At 50.3% G+C, this 18169-nt stretch carries 13 protein-coding genes; 10 read left to right on the forward strand and 3 right to left on the reverse strand.

Annotated elements, in window-relative coordinates:
- Positions 1-156: 156 nt before the first annotated feature.
- The 3 genes from Pla110_RS05470 (at position 157) to Pla110_RS05480 (ending at position 3222) form a co-directional block, all read left to right on the forward strand.
- A complete protein-coding gene (locus Pla110_RS05470; protein ID WP_144994018.1) occupies positions 157-897 on the forward strand; it encodes an SDR family oxidoreductase in 741 nt (246 codons plus the stop codon).
- 435 nt (positions 898-1332) lie between these two features.
- Positions 1333-2244: a hypothetical protein gene (locus Pla110_RS05475; protein ID WP_144994020.1), complete on the forward strand. Its 912-nt coding sequence runs from the start codon at positions 1333-1335 to the stop codon at positions 2242-2244.
- Between the two features lie 87 nt (positions 2245-2331).
- Positions 2332-3222 (forward strand): hypothetical protein, encoded by an 891-nt coding sequence (locus Pla110_RS05480; RefSeq protein WP_197440525.1) that lies wholly within the window; start codon positions 2332-2334, stop codon positions 3220-3222.
- Between the two features lie 8 nt (positions 3223-3230).
- On the opposite strand, the gene Pla110_RS05485 is transcribed toward Pla110_RS05480, so the two are convergent.
- Positions 3231-4700 (reverse strand): DUF1501 domain-containing protein, encoded by a 1470-nt coding sequence (locus Pla110_RS05485; RefSeq protein ID WP_144994024.1) that lies wholly within the window; start codon positions 4698-4700, stop codon positions 3231-3233.
- A gap of 4 nt (positions 4701-4704) precedes the next feature.
- Positions 4705-7707 carry a DUF1553 domain-containing protein gene (locus Pla110_RS05490; RefSeq protein WP_197440526.1) on the reverse strand — a complete coding sequence of 1001 codons (3003 nt, stop codon included), beginning with the start codon at positions 7705-7707 and terminating at the stop codon, positions 4705-4707.
- Positions 7708-7978: 271 nt separating this feature from the next.
- On the opposite strand from Pla110_RS05490, the gene Pla110_RS05495 reads away from it, so the two are divergent.
- The 5 genes from Pla110_RS05495 to Pla110_RS05515 all read left to right on the forward strand — a co-directional run bounded on the left by Pla110_RS05495 (position 7979) and on the right by Pla110_RS05515 (position 13720).
- Positions 7979-9646 (forward strand): PhoPQ-activated pathogenicity-related family protein, encoded by a 1668-nt coding sequence (locus tag Pla110_RS05495; RefSeq protein ID WP_144994028.1) that lies wholly within the window; start codon positions 7979-7981, stop codon positions 9644-9646.
- Positions 9647-9743: 97 nt separating this feature from the next.
- A complete protein-coding gene (locus tag Pla110_RS05500; protein ID WP_144994030.1) occupies positions 9744-10100 on the forward strand; it encodes an ArsR/SmtB family transcription factor in 357 nt (118 codons plus the stop codon).
- 65 nt (positions 10101-10165) lie between these two features.
- Positions 10166-10579: an arsenate reductase ArsC gene (locus Pla110_RS05505; protein ID WP_144994032.1), complete on the forward strand. Its 414-nt coding sequence runs from the start codon at positions 10166-10168 to the stop codon at positions 10577-10579.
- 54 nt (positions 10580-10633) lie between these two features.
- A complete protein-coding gene (locus Pla110_RS05510) occupies positions 10634-11122 on the forward strand; it encodes an ArsI/CadI family heavy metal resistance metalloenzyme (protein WP_144994034.1) in 489 nt (162 codons plus the stop codon).
- Positions 11123-11605: 483 nt separating this feature from the next.
- On the forward strand, positions 11606-13720 hold the full coding sequence (locus Pla110_RS05515) for an elongation factor G (protein ID WP_144994036.1): 2115 nt from the start codon (positions 11606-11608) through the stop codon (positions 13718-13720).
- A 389-nt stretch (positions 13721-14109) separates the two neighbouring features.
- On the opposite strand, the gene Pla110_RS05520 is transcribed toward Pla110_RS05515, so the two are convergent.
- Positions 14110-14628, reverse strand: coding sequence for a hypothetical protein (locus tag Pla110_RS05520; RefSeq protein WP_144994038.1), 519 nt, complete (start codon positions 14626-14628; stop codon positions 14110-14112).
- 381 nt (positions 14629-15009) lie between these two features.
- Here Pla110_RS05520 and Pla110_RS05525 point away from each other — a divergent pair, with 381 nt between their 5' ends.
- Both Pla110_RS05525 and Pla110_RS05530 read left to right on the forward strand, forming a co-directional pair.
- Positions 15010-15960, forward strand: a complete 951-nt coding sequence (locus Pla110_RS05525; RefSeq protein WP_144994040.1) for an outer membrane protein assembly factor BamB family protein — start codon at positions 15010-15012, stop codon at positions 15958-15960.
- Positions 15961-16525: 565 nt separating this feature from the next.
- Positions 16526-17887 carry a hypothetical protein gene (locus tag Pla110_RS05530; protein WP_144994042.1) on the forward strand — a complete coding sequence of 454 codons (1362 nt, stop codon included), beginning with the start codon at positions 16526-16528 and terminating at the stop codon, positions 17885-17887.
- The last annotated feature ends 282 nt before the right edge of the window (positions 17888-18169 follow it).

Below are 18169 nucleotides of genomic sequence, written 5' to 3' on the forward strand. Positions count from 1 at the left end.
CGGATTAGCCCCGAAGAACACAGGATCGATATTTTTCCGGGATACAACCTCCCGGCTACTCAAGTTCCGCATGAGGAATTCGTTATAATCGGGCGAGTCGTCAGGCGATGATACTACACTTGGGATTGAACCTTCTGTGACAGAAAGACAGGATAAATGGCATTCGACGTTCAAGGGAAGACAGTTTTGATTACCGGCGCGAACCGGGGCATCGGAAAAACGTTTCTGGATCATATGCTTAAAGCGGGCGCGGCTAAAGTTTACGCCGCCGTGCGCAATCCGGATTCGATGACCGATATCGTCGAGGCGTCGGGTGGAAAGGTCGCGGCGGTACAGCTCGATCTCTCCAATGAAGATACCATCAACGCCGTCGCTCAAAATCTGGAGAAAGTCGATCTGGTGATCAATAACGCGGGTGTTTTGAAAGTGGCAACGCCTTTCTCGGACGACGTTTTTGAATGCTTCGATTTTGAGATGGATGTGAATGTCAAAGGGCTGATCCGCATGGCCCGCGCCTTTGCTCCGCTGTTGGAGAAAAGTTCGGGAGTCTTCGTTCAGTTGAACTCTGTTGCTTCTCTTCGCAACTTTGCGGACTTTGCGACTTACAGTGCTTCCAAAGCGGCTTCGTACTCTATTACACAGGCATTGCGAGACATGCTGGCGCCGAAAGGGGTTCGTGTAATCAGCGTTCATCCGGGACCGATCATGACCGACATGGGAAAAGAAGCGGGTCTGGAAGAAATGGCCGAATCGCCCGATCTTGTTGCCGAAGGACTCGTCAAAGCCTTAGGCACGGATGAGTTTCATGTCTTTCCAGATACCATGGCCAAGAACTTCTGGCAGGCCTATAAGTCATTCGCCAAAGGGGTTGTCGAGTCGGAAGCGAGCGAAGGCTAGAGCGCATTCCAGATAACTGTAGCGTGTTCTGGCGGCGTAGCCTTCTGTTTTTAAGGGCTTTTCGGGACCGATAGCCGCCACACTTATCCTGGACAGGATCTAAGCGGACGGAGATTGAATTCGGGAACAGAGCTTAAACGCGAACTTGCGACCAAATGCTATGATTGGTTGTAGGTTCTGCTTGGTTCCCTGGAGTTCATTGGTGATTTTCTAGATGCTTCAGGGAGTGCGCTCCGGCCAAAAGACGGTGCCTTAGCTTCAAAGTGCTTCAAAGTGATAGAGATGCCGAAGTGATATGGTGCGAGCTTCCGAAGCGAATACTCACTCTCTAAGGCGAAGTAAAAGTGTGCAGGAATGTTTGCACCGCTTTTAAATTCGCGTTAGGATTAGAGACATGTCCTCTCCCGGTGTCACTACTTTCTGGGATGTCCCCATATGAGCACTGTCGATCGTCCTGCAGTTGAGAAAAAGCTTGCGGAATTGAATCTGCATCTTTCTCCTCACATCAATTACCAGCTTGAAACGATGTTCCCCAAACTGGAGGGAATGTTCGTCAAAGGGACGATCAAAAAAAAGGCCGCGTTGGTAAACAGGCTTGAACCTTTAATGGACGAAATGCTGCTGGACAATGAGACGGTTCTGTTTGTCTCGAAAGGGAACCAGTCTTCATTTGCGGAAAGTTTCTTCATGGGGGCACTGTGGGCGCAGATGATCAATCATACGGCGGTTGTTCTGACCAATCTCCGTTTACTCTGTATTCGTACGAATGGTAAGGGGAAACCGAAACGAACCTACTGGTCGATTTACTACAGCCAGATTCGGCATTTAGGGAGCACGATTTTTGGAAATGCAAAAATCAAATTGAAAGATGGCAAGTCGCTCAGTTATTCAGGCTTTCCCAAAATTGATCAGCAGACGATGCGCAGTGTTTTTCAGGATGCGTATCGGAGTTTTGAAGAGAAGGGGTTCGATCCTCCGGTTACCCAATCCTGGGAGCGTTTATGTGGACACTGCTATGAAGTTGTTCCCAAGGGCCAATATCGGTGTGAAGAGTGTGGCACCACCTTCTGGACTCCGGCAGAAATTGGATTTCGTAGCTTCGTCTTTCCTTCCTGGGGTGACTTTGTGATGAAACATTATCCCATCGCTGTTTTTGAACTCCTGGGTTTCCTGGTTCTGATTGCCATCATGCTGGGAGCAGCAGCGAATGAGGATTATGTGTTCGCGATCTTCGCATTCTTCATCGGAAATGGGAGTGACGCTTTAATTACTTCCCGAATCGCGGCTAAGGGGCTGCACATCAAGCAGGAACCGGAGACCGAATTCGCTTCATTAAGGACTGTTTGAAAAGTTGTCCTTCCCTGCATCGTTCCTCGTGCGATAAAATGGGAAGCACCATACAGCTGCTTTTGATTTCGATTTAGAATGATTCTGGTGATGACCACTGTAGAGCGACCGGCAATTGAAAAGAAATTAAACGAGCTGAACGTGCAGCTCGCGCCGGAGATTTCCTATCGACTGGAGACGCTGTTCCCTAAGTATAAAGGGAGGTATGCCGCCGGGACGATTCGAAATCGCGTGAAGTTGCTGCACCGGCTGGATTCCTTGCTGCCAGAAATATTGCTGGACGGAGAAGTTGTTCAGTTTTTGTGTAAAGGGAAAATGACCTCATCCCGGAACACCTACTTAGTGCGGATGTTCTGTGACGACAACATGAGGTTGCACGTCGTATTAGTGCTGACCAACCTGAGGCTGCTGTGTATCGAGACCAATCGTCAAGGAGCTCCCAACAGGACCTGCTGGTCAGTTTATTACAATCAGATCGACAAAGTGGAAACAGGGATCACCGACGAAGTCGTTCTCCTGCTTAAAGATGGTTTGAGGGTCAGCTATTACGAGTTCTCTCAGAATGAAAACCTGATGCTTAAACAGGTCACTCGGGAGATGGGCGCTACCTTTGCTGCCCGGGGATTCAATCCACCCTCCATGCAATCGCGTCAACAACTATGCGGAAAATGCTTTCACTCCGTGCTGGAAGGGGACTACGAATGTCCTAACTGTCGAACTCTCTTCTGGACACCTTTGGAAATTGCCACCCGAAGTTTTCTGTTTCCACCCTGGGGAACTTTTCTTCTCGGCCATTACGGCGTCGCCATGTGGGAGGCCGTTCTCTTTTTTGCCATTCTCTTTTTTGACTTCAACTCGATTCGTCAGGGGAACTTCAGTAATGCGTTACTCCTCCTGATCTTGGGCAACATTCTCGCTGCGTTCTTCACTTCGCGAATTACCAGCAAGGGATTATATTTAAAGGACGCTGTGAACTGAGGTCGTGTCTAAGCAAGCACCGTGTCTATGACATGTCCATGCACGTCAGTGAGCCGGCGTTCCAATCCATTGTGGCGATAGGTCAGTCGTTCGTGATTGACGCCCATCAAATGCAGAATTGTGGCATGAAGATCGTATCCTGTGGTAATGTCTTCGACTGCTTCATAGCCGAAATCGTCGCTTTGACCGAAGGAGGTTCCTCCCTGAATGCCAGCTCCGGCGAGCCAACTGACGAAGGTGCCTCCGTTATGGTCGCGGCCAGTAGCGCCTTGAGTGAAGGGCATACGACCGAATTCCGTCGTCCAGATCACCAAGGTATCTTCCAGCAGTCCACGTTCTTTGAGGTCGGTTAGCAGCGTACTAATCGGTTGGTCGACTGATCGGGCGATCGTGGCGAGTTCATTGGGAATGTCCGTGTGGTTATCCCAGTTGTTACTCGCACCACCCGCGCCGCTCCAAACCTGAACGAAGCGAACGTCTCGTTCAATTAATCGTCGCGCCAGGAGACAGTTCTTACCGAAGGAGGCCGTCGCTTCCTCATTCAGTCCGTAACTGTTGAGCGTTGTTTCTGTTTCGCCGCTGATGTCGAGTGCTTCGGGAGCACTCAATTGCATTCTCGCAGCGAGTTCGAAAGATTGCATCCTCGCTTCGAGTCGCAAGTCGGCAGTGCGCGAGGCCAGATGTTGTTTGTTTAAACCGTCAATCAGCCGGAGTCCGTCGGACTCGGAAGCCGCCGTAATCTGTTCTGCGCTGTCGGGGGGAAAGAGGTTGGGAATTGGGTGGTCTGTGTGGGGTTTAATAATGGTGGCCGCATTCGAGGCCGGCAGAAAACCGGCGGAGAAGTTACCGGTGTTGTTATACGGTAGTCCGCGATGATCGGGTAGCACGACAAAGCTAGGGAGATTATCCGTTAACCGGCCGAGTCCGTAGTTGAGCCAGGCGCCGAAGCAGGGGAAACCGGGATTGAGAAAACCGGTGTTCTGCAGGTAACTGGCCGGTCCATGGACATTCGTTTGCGACTTCATCGCCATTAAAAAAGCGAGGTCATCGACATGCTGCGCGACGTTTGGAAATACAGAGCTGACATAACGACCTGATTCACCATGTTGTTGAAATTCAAACGGAGATTTCATCAGCGATCCAGGGTCGCTGGTGACGGCGGTCTTGATACCGAAGTCCTGTTTCTCGCCATGTCGGGCGTGAAGTTCAGGTTTGTAGTCGAAGGTGTCCATCTGGCTGGTACCTCCATTCATAAACAGCTGAATGACTCGACGGACTTTCGCAGGGTGGTGTAGTCCTCCATTTAGGTCGGTTGAGCCTGTCGTCTCGTTGGCTTTCGCCTGATTATTGGACAACTGTTCGTGGAGCAAGAGGTCCATTGCCGCCAAGCTACCAAACCCACCACCGACCTGGGAGAGGAATCGGCGTCGAGAGCTGGAAAGGGCTTTAGGCCAGTCGGATATTGAAGAGTAGGACATGGTGTCAATCCACGAACAGGAATTCATTGGTATTCAACAGGAACCGGCAAGTATTCGCCAGACCATGTTGGTGAGTGTACTCCAGCACGGCCGCCAGTTCTTCCGGGTTGGGGTCACGTTGAAACAATCTTCTCCAGGCCTGTTGGATCTGTTCTTCGGGAAGCTCTGTGAGTAATTGCAAATCGTCCGCCAGCAATTCGCTCTGGCGAATGACGAACTTGTCGTTGAGCGTTGCCAGCGCTTGAATCGCTGTGAGTGAGACATTTCGTTTCGGTGTCAGCTGGGAGGCATCCGGGCAATCGAGCGATTCCATAAACGGATCAGGAATTGTACGGAAGAGAAAGCGGTAAACGCTACGACGATAATTCGCTGGGTCGTTTACATCGAAGTTTAAGTAATCCACATTCGGAGTGACGTGAACCCCTTTCGTCTCGATGAATTGACGAACCGAAGGCCCTCCCATTTTCGAATCGAGTGATCCGGATATCAGGAGTAGTGCATCTCGATAAGATTCGGCATCCAGTCGACGACGGTTCATTCGCCAGAGCAACTGGTTTCCGGAGTCGACTTCCGCTGCCTCTGTCCGTGAAGTCGACTGCTGTTGATAAACGGCACTGGTCAGAATCAGCCGGTGGAGAGATTTCAAGGACCCCTCCTCCCGCATGGTTGTTGCCAACCAATCGAGCAGTTCCGGGTGAGTGGGGGAGGCCCCCATCTGTCCAAAGTCGTTGGGCGTCGTAACGAGCCCCTGTCCGAAATGATACAACCAGACGCGATTGGCGATCGATCGCCAGGTGAGCGGGTTCTCTTTATCGGCCAACCAGAACGCGAGTCCTTCCCGCCGGGCGGCTTCCTGGTTCGGGCTACTGATGGCAATTTCCCCCGAGAGCGATTCGAGACAATCCAGCGATCCCGGACTGGCCAACTCGCGCGGCTCCGTCACTTGACCTCGATGCAACACGTGTATGTCGCGAGGTGTTGTTGCTGGTTTGAAGGAACCTTCGATTTCAAACTGATTGGTACCGCTGTAGACCATTTGCAGAGAGGGTAGGGTGGCGAATTCAGCTTCAAGATCGTTCGAGAGATGCCAATGAACAAGTCGAGCCTGGTCTTCGGGGGTTCTTTTACTTTGTTCCTGCAGAAGAATCTCAGTGATTTCAAATGGAATCGATTCCTGTTTCTTAATTTGCTCAACAGGGGCGTCTGTCACAGAGACGCGGAAGCAACCGATTAGATGAGACCGCCCGTGAGTCTGGTGAAGTTCCAAACGGAGCAGTTGATTCGCCGATCCGTCGACCGGATCAGTGAGTGGAAAGACGGCGAAATGAGATTGTCCTTCTGCGGGGTGAATGCCCCAGGCCGTATCCGGGTTTCCATCGACTGCTTTATCAATGCCCCATCCCTCTTGATTGAAATCGGCGAAGGGATCGGAAATCGGTAATTCCTGTTCCGGTTGTTCGGTTCCCTTCGCTGTAAATAAATGGACTTCGTTCAGATGTAAATTTCCATTTTCCGCGCGACCCGGACCGCGACTGGGCAAGGCCTCATGGGGCAGGACTTCGAGCTTCACTGCAGTAACAGTATCGACTCTCGTTGTCGCCGTCAGGTGATAGATGTCCGTCTCCGGTTTCATTCCCGTGACGAGAATAGATTGGTCCTCTTGCAGTTGTAATGTCGCGTCTTCGTCAGAATGGAAGTCGATCATCGAGAGCGGTTTCCAAAGGACGGGCTTATGCTGATTGGAATTTTCCCATTCGCTTAATCGGGTCAAGTTGTCATCGGTCAGTAACTCCGTCGGATTCGTCGTGAACGTTTTTTCGAGTTCTGACTTCCTTTCCGTCAGTTCCTTTCGTTGGAGTGCCGTTTGACTATCGGAATCGTAGGATCGGTTTGCTTTGTCGATACCTGCGAACACCGCCTGCATTTCGTAGTAATCTTCCTGAGTGATCGGATCGAATTTGTGGTCGTGGCAACGGGCACAGTGGAGACTGGTGCTGTTGAAAGTCGACATCACTGTCGTGACGATGTCATCCCGGTCGAGGTATTGTGCTTTGAGTCGATCAATTGAATCCTCCCGTATGTTGAGCAGGGAACTTTCGTCCCAGGGCCCGGCGGAAAGGAATCCTGTCGCAGTCAGCGCTTCTGGATCAAACGGAGCAAAGACGTCACCCGCGATCTGTTCCTTTACGAACTCAGAGTACGTCTTGTCTTGATTGAAGCTGTGAATGAGATAGTCGCGGTAAGGCCAGGCATGTTCGCGGGGACGGTCCTGATCATGCCCGTGGGTCTCGGCGAAATGAACGAGATCCATCCAGTGACGGGCCCAGCGTTCTCCGTAACGCGGACTGGCGAGCAATCGATCTACCTGCTGTTCCCAGGCGTCGGGGGATTCGTCATTCAAAAAGGCAGCAACTTCTTCCGGTGTGGGGGGAAGCCCGGTTAAGTCGATTGTCGCCCGACGGATTAACGTGGTTCGATCCGCAACTGCAGAGGGTACCAGTCCGGCCTTTTCCAGTCGGGCAGCAATGAAGACATCAATGGGCGTCTGACACCAGTCACTTGAGATAGTCGAGAGCAGATTGGGCAATTCCGGTTCAATCAGTTTCTGATAAGCCCAATGCCGAGGCCAGGGTGCTCCGGATTGAATCCAGGCAGAGATCTTCTTGACTTCAGACGGAGAAAGTGGTTCCCCTTCCGGCGGCATGCGGAGTGACTCGTCCGTCGAAGTAATCCGTTCGATTAATGAACTTTCAGTCGGTTTCCCGGGAACGATCTGGCCACCTTCAACGGCAAACTCGCGGACGGTGAGATTCAGGTCTCCCTCAGGTTCATCCGCACTATGGCATTGCAGGCATTTGACTGCAAACACAGAACGAATATCCTGCTCGAAGTCGAATGGGGAGGATTGCTTTTCGTTTCCTTCACCTTGAACCGAATCGCCACTCATGGCGACAAACGTCCAAATGGCGACTAAGGTCGCAACTAGTTGGGAACGATACGAAAACACGCTGAACATCCATTAAAATTCAGGGTGGGGTAGAGCCAGATCGGCTCAATTGTTCAATTATAGTAGCATACTCGCTATTGAATATGAGAATAAGAATCTACAGAATCGAGCTCGTTCATAAAGAATATTTCGGGGCTGTTGCTTGCTTAGCGTGTATGTTATAAAAATGAGACTAACAAGAATTGGTGATCCTCAGGGGGCCGGTCTGCCTTGATTCAGAAATGCCACTGTGATTCGTTTAAGCCACTGTGAATAGAAAGTTGATTCGACAATGAAGCCTCGTCTGATCTTGTGGAAATTAATCTTTATGGTCTGTCTTCTAGTACCGTTCTCATCAGTTAGCTCAGCAGACTCTCCGGAACGGACCGCGCTCGATGACTATGTTTCGAAGTCGGACGACAGTTATCAATGGGAAGTATTTAGTGACGAGATCCGCGATGGCGTTCGTGTGGTTATCATTGATATGGTTTCCCAGAACTGGAGAACGACTGAAGATGTGGATAGGACGGAATGGCGTCACTGGCTCACCCTCTGTATTCCGGAGAAAGTCGATTCACGTATAGGGACACTCATCATTTCTGGGGGCGCCAATGGTAAATCGGCTCGGACTCCCCGGATTGCATTCCCAATCGCCCAGGCGACCAATACTGTTGTCGCGGAACTGGGAATGGTGCCGAACCAACCGCTCATTTTTCATGGTGACGGCATTAAAAGATCCGAGGATGAAATTGTTGCATACACCTGGGACCAGTATATCAAAACAGGCGACGTTTCCTGGCCGATTCGAAACCCAATGGTTAAGAGCGCGGTGCGGGCTCTGGATACGATGACTGCTTTTATGGCATCCGATGCAGGGGGCCAACAAAAGGTCGATCAATTTATTGTGGGAGGAGCTTCTAAGCGGGGTTGGACAACCTGGTTGACCGGCGCACTGGATGACCGCGTAGTCGCAATCATGCCGATCGTTATTGATGTTCTGAATACCGATATCTCGATGCGACACCACTTCGAAAGCTACGGCTTCTATGCTCCTTCTGTGGGCGATTATGCTCAGAATAGAATTATGGAGCGGATGAACCATCCTCGCGTGAAAGAGCTATATGAGCTGGTTGATCCTTATTATTACCGCGATCGACTCGATATGCCTAAGCTCGTGCTCAATGCGAGTGGAGACCAATTCTTCCTCCCGGATTCCTCTCAGTTCTACTGGGAGCATCTCATTGGAGACAATTATCTTCGCTATGTCCCGAATGCAGACCACAGTCTGCGTGACAGTGATGCAATGGAGACAGCCTCCGCTTTCGTTCATCTGATTGCCCATGATAAACCTATTCCCAAAATTGATTGGACAGAAGGGGAAGATGGTTCACTGATTGTGACAGCTGAAGGGAAACCTAAAGAAGTTAAGATGTGGCAGGCACACAACGAAGAATCTCGCGACTTTCGTTTAGAGAAATTGGGGCCCAAGTACGAAAGCACTACGTTAAAAGCGAATTCGGACGGGAATTATATTGGCAAAATTGACACACCGGCTAAAGGATGGACTGCATACTTCGTCGAGGTCACCTACGACGTGGGAGCTGCAACTCCCCTGAAGCTGACAACCCAGGTGAATGTGCTTCCTGATGTTGAGCCGTTCGAAGGCAAGGATCCCAACCTGCCGACATCCTTGACACTGATATGTACCGCTCCCAGCGAGAACGCTGCCAAGGCGTTGACGAAGCTGGTCGAAACGATGTACACGAATAAGGAAGGAATTGCCGGTCGTATTACCACTGCGACGCGAGGTAAAGTCTGCTACATCAATTTAGAACCCAAAGGGGACTTCCGTAAAATAATGCAGGCATTAGGCGCGATGCTCAAAACGCAAAATTGCGAGAACTTTGAGTATCAAATTGAATCCGGCCCGGATATTACATTCCCGCCATCCCAAAAGTAGCCGTAAGACTGACCACCGATATTTTCGGTTTCGAAAAACTTTCGGGATTGATACAAATTGGTTCAAGAACTATAATCGCTTAGGCGGATGTAGTAATATGGAAACACAACAAACAGACTACGACATCGAAAAGGTCTTTCGGGCCCTTTCCGATCTTACCCGATTGCGGATCTTGAATCTGCTACGCGGGGGGGAGCTCTGCGTCTGTGACCTGATCGATGTACTCGATCTTCCGCAGTCGACGGTGTCGAGGCATCTGGCGTATCTGCGAAAAGTGAATCTGGTCAAAGCCCGCAAGGAAGGTCTCTGGCATTATTACCAACTGGTAGATACGGATGTGAAATTCATGCGTAAAGTTTTTGAGTGCGTCGAAGCGGCCAGTGAGGCGATCTCACTGCTCCACAAAGACGTGAAAACGCTGGACTCGTCCTGCTGCCAGAAAGGCTGTGAATAAATTACGGAGCGATTAATATTTAACTAAAACATCCGCTTGAACGGATGTAATGGGAAGTAAGAGTCATGAAGAAACGTGTGTTGGTCCTGTGTACGGGAAATTCCTGCCGCTCCCAAATGGCAGAAGCTTTGTGGGAAGCAGCCGGAAAGGGAGAATGGGAATCGGAATCAGCGGGTTCCAGACCTTCCGGTTATGTGCATCCGCTCGCCATCAAAGCGATGGCAGAACTGGGCTTTGATATTTCAGCATACGAAAGCAAGTCGCTGGAACAATTTCAGGATCAGTCTTTCGACATCGTCGTGACCGTTTGCGACAATGCTAAAGAAGCCTGTCCCGTATTTCCGGGTGCCAAGACGCTGCTCCACTGGCCTTTTTTTGATCCCGCCGATGCAACCGGAAGTGAAGAGGAGCAAATGGTCGTGTTCCGCCGCGTCCGGGATGAGATCAAGACCAAGATTGAAAACTACCTCAATCAATAGTCATTATGAAGCCGATATATAACTTTCCGCTATCAACTGAAAATGGAGGTCATTATGAATACTAAATCAGCCGTCGATTTTGCTGGTCGTTACCGTCTGCATATCGCCCTGAACGTTTCAAATCTGGAAGCGTCGCGTCATTTTTATGAAGTGTTGCTTGGGGAACCTCCTGTTAAAGAGCGTCCTCGCTACGCCAAATTTGAACCCGCCGACCCTTCCGTGAATCTGGCCCTGAATGAACTCGATGATATCGGACAAGTCCAAGGAGGTTCTTCGCACTTTGGCATTCAGGTCAAGTCCGTGGAAGATGTTCACGCCGCCATTGAACGTTTGCAGAAGGCAGGATTAAAAACCATCACCGAAGAAGCAACCACCTGTTGCTATGCCGTACAGGACAAAGTCTGGGCCATCGATCCGGATGGTCATAAATGGGAAGTCTTTGTCGTTCTGAATGCCGATGCGAAAGACGAACTTTACGCTGAGTCAGGTTGCTGTGGCCCCGGAATGCCACCCGTGACCGAGCTGAAAATCTGTCAAGACTAGCTCGAGTCTCCGATTCCGCCGTTCTAATTCAGGACGAATTCGACACCGGGTTGATTCCAGAAATCAAATAGAATTTTTCCCAAAAATCTAAAAAACCGAATCACTCGCTTTAGGGTGGTTCGGTTGATTTTTTTTCGCCCGCGAACGGTTAATCTATTATTCAGGGAGGAAGGTCTTCGGAAGCTCATTCATTCCCTGTTTATCTTCTCAAATTATTTTCTCATCGATTTGGCCCTCTCTTATTCCGCTTTCTGAAGCACCCCGGTCCACCCGATTCATGCTCGGGCAGGTTCACTGTCCGTAGACTTCGCTGTCTGGGCATGCATCACTCCTGAAATTGCTGTTCTTCCTGGAAGAACGATCTCGTTCAGGAGGTCTCCTCTTTATCTGAAAATCCAATCTGCCTCTGGCTTTGCTGTCTGCGGCAGTTGCGTGTGTTTTACGTTACGACGACATCACATTGGAATAAGGAGACGTATGGCTATGGCCAAATATACCCCGGAACAGATCCACAATGTCGCCCTCGTAGGGCATGGGGCGGTCGGAAAAACCTCGCTGGCCGACTTGCTCCTGCACAAAGCGGGAATTGCGTCCAAACCGGGCTCTGTCGATGCCGGTACCAGCTTGCTGGACACCGAAGAGGATGAGAAGCACCACAAGCACTCCATCTTTTCCTCCCTCATTCATTTCGACCATCATGGTCGCCGCATCAATCTCTTCGATACCCCCGGCTATCCAGAATTCATCGGTCAGGTGATTGGTGCATTGCGTTCCGTTGAAACAGCCGTCATTACCATCAGCGCCCCGGCCGGGATCGAAGTCAATACTCGGCGTGTCTTTGCTGAAGCCGACAAAGCGGACGTTGGTAAATTTATCGTGCTCAATAAGCTGGATCACGATAACGTCAATTTTATCGAGCTGCTTGCCTCCATTCAGGACATGTTCGGTCGAGGCTGTGTTCCTTTCAACTTGCCGATTGGCCTCGGAGCAAACTTCTCAGGGGTGTATGACACACTCAATCCACCGGACAGTATTCCCGATGGGCTCCCCATGAATCCTCACGACGTTTCCCAGATGGTCATGGACTCGATCGTTGAGGCAGATGAAGAGTTAATGGAGCGATATCTGAACGACGAAAAATTAACTAAGGACGAAATTAATCACGGTGTTGCCCACGCGGTCGCGGAAGGTTCTTTGATTCCCGTTTTCTGTATGTCCGTCGAGAAGAATGTGGGAGTCGACGAATTTTTGAATTCGATTGCCGATTACGCCGATTCCCCCATTGATGTCCATCAGACAGCGTTTAATTCTGACGGAGAAAACATCGACCTGCAGCCCGATCCAAACGGACCACTCCTCGCCCAGATCGTCAAAACCCGTATCGACCCTTTTGTCGCCCGGTTAAGTTACATTCGCGTCTATTCGGGAACGCTCAAAAAAGAAAGCTCCGTTCACGCCTCTGGTGTCGAAAAACCTCTCAAACTTCCACAGCTTCTGGAAGTGCAGGGTGCCCATCAGGAACCGGTGAACGAAGCCGGGCCCGGATACATCGTGGCCGTTGCCAAAGTCGAAGATCTCCACATGGGAGATACATTGACTGACACCGACAAGTGTCCCCGGTTGCCTAAAATTACATTTCCAACTCCCATGATCGGTTTGGCTGTCGAGCCTAAGAGTCGCTCCGATCAACAGAAAATCTCCGGAGCCCTGCACAAGATCGAAGAAGAAGACTCCACCTTCCATGTCTCCCGGGATGACCAGACCAAAGAAATGGTGATGACTGGCTTGTCGGAATTGCATCTCAAGCTGATCGAAGAACGCCTGAAAGCTCGTGAAAAAGTCGAGATCATCACGCATCAACCGAAGGTCCCTTATCGGGAGACCGTTGTCGGTGCCGCCGAAGGCAGTTATCGCCACAAGAAACAGTCTGGAGGTTCCGGTCAGTTTGCCGAAGTCCATCTTCGGGTTGCCGGATTGCCACAGGGAATCGAACCTGAGGAGTACTTCACCAAAGATCGCTTCTCCTCGATGCGAAGTTATCATTACGATCCGGAACTGAACTTTGCATTTATTGACCGGGTGACGGGGGGAAGCGTACCGAACAACTTCATTCCCGCAGTCGAAAAGGGCGTGATCGAACGGATGAAGAAAGGGGTTCTCGCTGGATATCAGGTACAGGACGTCAGTTGCGAACTCTTCTTCGGAAAAGATCATCCGGTTGACAGCAACGAAACCGCCTTCAAAATGGCTGCCGGATACTGCTTTCGCGATGTTTTTCAGAAAGCGAAGCCGAACCTGCTGGAACCGATCGTCGCTCTGGAGGTCACCGTCCCGGACGACAAACTGGGCGACATCACCTCGGACCTCAACAGTCGCCGTGGTCGCGTGGAAGGAATGGAAGGTCTCTCGGGCGGGTATCAAATCATCCACGCGAAAGCACCGCTGGCCGAAGTGATGACTTACGCCCGCGCGCTCTCCAGCATGACGGGTGGACAAGGTTCCTTCACAATGGACCTCTCCCATTACGAGCCCGTCCCTCCTAACGAACAACAGAAAATCGTTTCCGCTGCTACGCACGCAACCGACGAAGACGAATAGCGCGAGCGGAGCATTTCAGTTATGGCGAATGTCAGCAGTGGCTATCGATTAATAACTCCAACGTCTCACGTTCGGTATGACTTCGGTATAACAATGACGGGTTACCGACTAACGTTTTCCGGGTGCCACTGCTGGCTTGCCCAGCAGTGCGATTACAGAGTCGGTTTCGTATGCTTCTTGATGGCTTAAACTTGTTTTGTTCTGAAGGGAGCACTCCATCTTTCGTGAGGAATCCCGTTGTTGCATTGGTTTCGGAGTATTCAATGAGTTCTCCGTGATCGGCACTGCTGAACGAGTCAGCAGTGGCACCCTTGTGTGATTCCGAATGGGGGGCTTCACATAACTGTCCAGATGCGAGTTGCCTCTAATTCTCAATCCTCAACGTCAGTTCATAACTCTATTCCATATTGCTTTGCGACATAGTTCAGCCATTCTAAATAGTCGACGTCGTTTTGAGATTCCATTTTGAGTCGCTTGGCGTATCTTTGCAAATAGGGTTGGAATTCATCTCTGTTACCACCAGCCAGCAGATCGCCGAAAATACCGCGACGATCATGCTGCTGACTTTCCGGATGATCATATATAAGAAGCCATTCGGTAACGGTCAGGCCATTTGCATCTCTGGCACACAAGCGTATGTTGGTCTTTTTGTAGACATCAAAATCTCCCCAATTCTCATAAAGTCGATTAAACAGTTCTTCCCGGTCGATTTCGGAACAGAGGGAAATCAGAATCGCGACCGTCATTTCATCGTATTTGTCTCGTTGGCTTATCAGACGGCGATAGCAGGAATCGAATATCACACTCCCTTCGTTTTGAAAATGGACACGGAGTCGTTCTATAGAATCTTTGGCATTCAGGAGATCCAGTTCGTTAACTGTCTGTTGGATATTCTGATGGGTTTCCATTTTTATGCTATTCAGATAGGACCAGCGAGTGGTACGAAAGGAGAAAAGTCGAAAGCCACACTAAACCATTGCATCAAAGGAATAGTTTTCAATCAAGCTGTTTTTTAAAAAATCAGAATGGGCGATAAAGCGTACCGATGTTGAAAGTTTCCTTGAGGTACAACAGATTTTGTTCTGAAGGGAGCACTCCATCTTTCTTGAGGAATCCCGTTGTTGCATTGGTTTCGGAGCATTCGATGCTATACCCGTATCCGGCACTGCTGAACGAGTCAGCAGTGGCACCTTGGTATGATTCCTGATTGGGGATTGCTTACAGCGACTGCGGGCTTTACGATCGAGAAGATAATACTCGATCTATATACAACCCATAGGAATCCTTTGATGCCAAATCTGACTCGCGTTCTGTTCTCCCTTCTCGTACTGCTGACTCTCAGTGTTCCTGCCTTCGCCGCTCATCCTGTCATCATGCAGGGGAATGGGAAACTGGCCGTCGTCAACGAAGCGGGTGAAGTTGAATGGGAGATGCCGTGGAAGGATATTCATGATCTGCATATGTTGGAGAATGGCAATATCTTGACTGTCCGTGCCTTTCGCGAAGTGGTCGAGATTGATCGCAAATCAAAAGAAGTCGTCTGGTCGTACGACAGTTCGATAGAGAATGGGAACAGCGGGAAGAAAATCGAAGTGCATGCCATCCAACCTTTGGCGGATGGACGGGTGATGATTGCCGAGTCGGGGGCAGGGCGGATTATCGAAATTGATCGGTCCGGTAAACTGCTCAAAACTGTCCCACTGAAAATAGAGAATCCCCATCCCCACCGGGATACCCGGTTGGCCCGTAAGCTCGATAACGGTAATTACCTGGTTTGCCATGAAGGGGACGGAGTCATCCGGGAGTATGATGGCGAGAGCAGCGAGGTTGTCTGGGAGTATTCCGTTCCTCTATTTGGTAAAGAACCTCAACCGGGGCATGGACTGGATGCGTTTGGAAATAGTGCCTATGCCGCCTTGCGACTCAACAACGGGAACACACTGATCGCGACCGGCAACGGGCATTCGGTGATTGAAGTGACCCCCGAGAAAGAGATTGTCTGGGAACTTCATCAGGATGACTTGGACGGTATCCGTTTTGCTTGGGTGACTGTTCTGGAAGTTCATCCCAACGGGAACTACATCATCGGGAATTGTCATGCCGGTCCCGGGAATCCGTTGCTGGTTGAAATTGATCCGGCGACCAAAAAAGTGGTTTGGGCTTTCGATCAATATGACCGCTTTGGGAATTCCGCTCCGACCTCACAGGTGTTGGGTGTTAGTGGCGATGTTAATCGTTGAAAACGCTTCCATCGCTAACGCTGTCATGAAGCTCCTACAGCGACGCCTGTTTTAATAACGCGGAGTGTCCCGCTGTTCGCTATCGGTCCGATTATATCAGTCTTAAGGGCTTGGGAATGCGCGACGGGCTTTAGACTGTTTTTCCCTGCTTAGCCAGCTTTACATGAAGTGAATTGACGGCATCGTTATAACCCGTAATCCGCAAAAATTCCTCACGTCGTCGTAACTGCTTAACCTCCCTGAAACTTGTGATCGTTACAACCGGTCCGTGTATCGGTCGTTCCGATTGCGAAGACAATTTATTCTTTGCAACTGCTGCCTTATGTAAGCATAATTCGTAGTGCAGCAAGTTTTGTATCTGGCGAATCTGAATCAGCCTTTAATTCGCGGGAATGACAAAACGGGCTCATGAAAGAGATCCCCGACTCACACTAGACTTGACCCCCTATGACCCGTTCCTGATTTCGCTTCGTTTGTCCGATGCCGTTTTCGGAACTACACCACTTGAGAGTTCACACCATTGTTTATCGTCCCGCGTCGATGCGGGCCCCAGGGAGATTCGATCATGAGAGCAACCTTGTTTTTAGCCTTAATCACTTTGGCGGTGCCAGTGACGGCGGAGGCAGGTTGGTATATGGGTGCCGGCAGTTACAACTGCTGTCCAGTTACCTCCTGTCAGCCCACATCCTGTTACACGACTTGTAAAGTGGAACGGCAGACCTGTTACAAGACGGTCTATGACACTGTCATGGAACCCGAACCGTACACGGTTAACCGAACCGTTTACGATACGGTCTATGAAGATCAGTCGACTACCTGCTACCGCAACGTGACTGAAACTCAGTACCGCACCGAAGAGTACACCGTCGCCCGTCCCGTTTACGAGACCAGCAGCCGTACTCAGACTTACACCGTCATGAAACCGGTCACCGAAACATTGTACCGCGATAGTTCGTACACAGTTCGACGGCCTGTTTTCGAAGATCATGTTCGCGAATGTCGCCGGACTGTCATGCGACCGGTCACCGAAACGATTGAACGCGAATGTCGCCGCACCGTGATGAAACGTGTCTGCGAAACGGTTAATCAGGAACGGTGCTACACGATTATGAAACCGGTCACGACTTGTAAAACCGTTCGTCGTGACTGTGGACACTGGACCTGGAAACCGGTTTGTGTTCCGGGACCTGTAGTTCCCAAAATGAGCTGCGATCCCTGCACCGGCTGGAAAGTCTGTATGACTCAGATGCCGGGTTGGACGACCTACCGCCCACAGTGGTGTGCCAAAGTCGTTGAACAGCAGATTCCCTGCACCACCTACGTTCCGGAAGTCGTTCGTCAGAATTGCCCAGTTCAGGTCGTCAAGTACGTTCCTGAAGTTCAGGTAACTACAGTTCCTGTGACCGTTTGCAAAATGGTCCCGGAAGTGATCGTTGAAAAGATTCCTTACCGTACCTGTAAAATGGTTTGCGAAACGATCGTGAAGAAAGTTCCTTACCAGGTTTGCAAAATGGTCCCGGAAGAACGCACCTGCGAAATTCCCGTTCGTACCTGCAAAACTGTTTACGAAAAGAAAACTCGCGAGATTCCATTCTGCGTGACCAAACAAGTTCCTTACGAAGTAACCCGCCGCGTGGCCAAATGTGTTCCACGAGTCGAGCAGGTGAACTGTACTCGGATGGTTGCCAAATGTGTGCCTCGTCAAGTTGCCTACGAAGTTTGCCGAGTCGTGCCCAGCACGGTTTGTGCTCCCTGTGATTCAGGTTGTGCTTCCGGTAACTGTTCTGTTCCTTTCTCTGGAGCGGGTTCCGCACCAGGATCGACCTACAGTGACGATGCAGGTGAAGGAGTCGAAACGAACAAACCGACTCCGATACCTGAGGAGAACCCAGAAGACACCGTACCTAACCCTGATCCTCAGGCTTAATCACCTGAAGACAAATCTGGAGAGAGTACTTCTTCAATAAAACGAACCGACGGTTCGACCCTGAAAGGAACGCACACTCGAATAAAGTGTGCGTTCTTTTTTTATTCGTCTATTCTGGCTGGGTTCAACGGATACCTTTTCAGTCCGTTTTCCTTATGATCAATTTCATAGGACGACGCTGTAGAAAAGAGAATCGAAGCTCTTCCCGTTCAGAAGAGGAGAACGCGTCAACTGGTCGACAACTACTTAAGAGACACATCAAGAAATAGAAAGTCATTCGTT

This window comes from Polystyrenella longa, assembly GCF_007750395.1.
Lineage (GTDB): Bacteria > Planctomycetota > Planctomycetia > Planctomycetales > Planctomycetaceae > Polystyrenella > Polystyrenella longa.

What these genes read in the sequence shown, in the direction of transcription:
- Pla110_RS05470 (WP_144994018.1), top strand. Translation starts at nt 157, where the DNA reads ATGGCATTCGACGTTCAAGGGAAGACAGTTTTGATTACCGGCGCGAAC.
- Pla110_RS05475 (WP_144994020.1), top strand. Translation starts at nt 1,333, where the DNA reads ATGAGCACTGTCGATCGTCCTGCAGTTGAGAAAAAGCTTGCGGAATTG.
- Pla110_RS05485 (WP_144994024.1), bottom strand. Translation starts at nt 4,700, where the DNA reads ATGTCCTACTCTTCAATATCCGACTGGCCTAAAGCCCTTTCCAGCTCT.
- Pla110_RS05495 (WP_144994028.1), top strand. Translation starts at nt 7,979, where the DNA reads ATGAAGCCTCGTCTGATCTTGTGGAAATTAATCTTTATGGTCTGTCTT.
- Pla110_RS05500 (WP_144994030.1), top strand. Translation starts at nt 9,744, where the DNA reads ATGGAAACACAACAAACAGACTACGACATCGAAAAGGTCTTTCGGGCC.
- Pla110_RS05505 (WP_144994032.1), top strand. Translation starts at nt 10,166, where the DNA reads ATGAAGAAACGTGTGTTGGTCCTGTGTACGGGAAATTCCTGCCGCTCC.
- Pla110_RS05510 (WP_144994034.1), top strand. Translation starts at nt 10,634, where the DNA reads ATGAATACTAAATCAGCCGTCGATTTTGCTGGTCGTTACCGTCTGCAT.
- Pla110_RS05515 (WP_144994036.1), top strand. Translation starts at nt 11,606, where the DNA reads ATGGCCAAATATACCCCGGAACAGATCCACAATGTCGCCCTCGTAGGG.
- Pla110_RS05520 (WP_144994038.1), bottom strand. Translation starts at nt 14,628, where the DNA reads ATGGAAACCCATCAGAATATCCAACAGACAGTTAACGAACTGGATCTC.
- Pla110_RS05525 (WP_144994040.1), top strand. Translation starts at nt 15,010, where the DNA reads ATGCCAAATCTGACTCGCGTTCTGTTCTCCCTTCTCGTACTGCTGACT.
- Pla110_RS05530 (WP_144994042.1), top strand. Translation starts at nt 16,526, where the DNA reads ATGAGAGCAACCTTGTTTTTAGCCTTAATCACTTTGGCGGTGCCAGTG.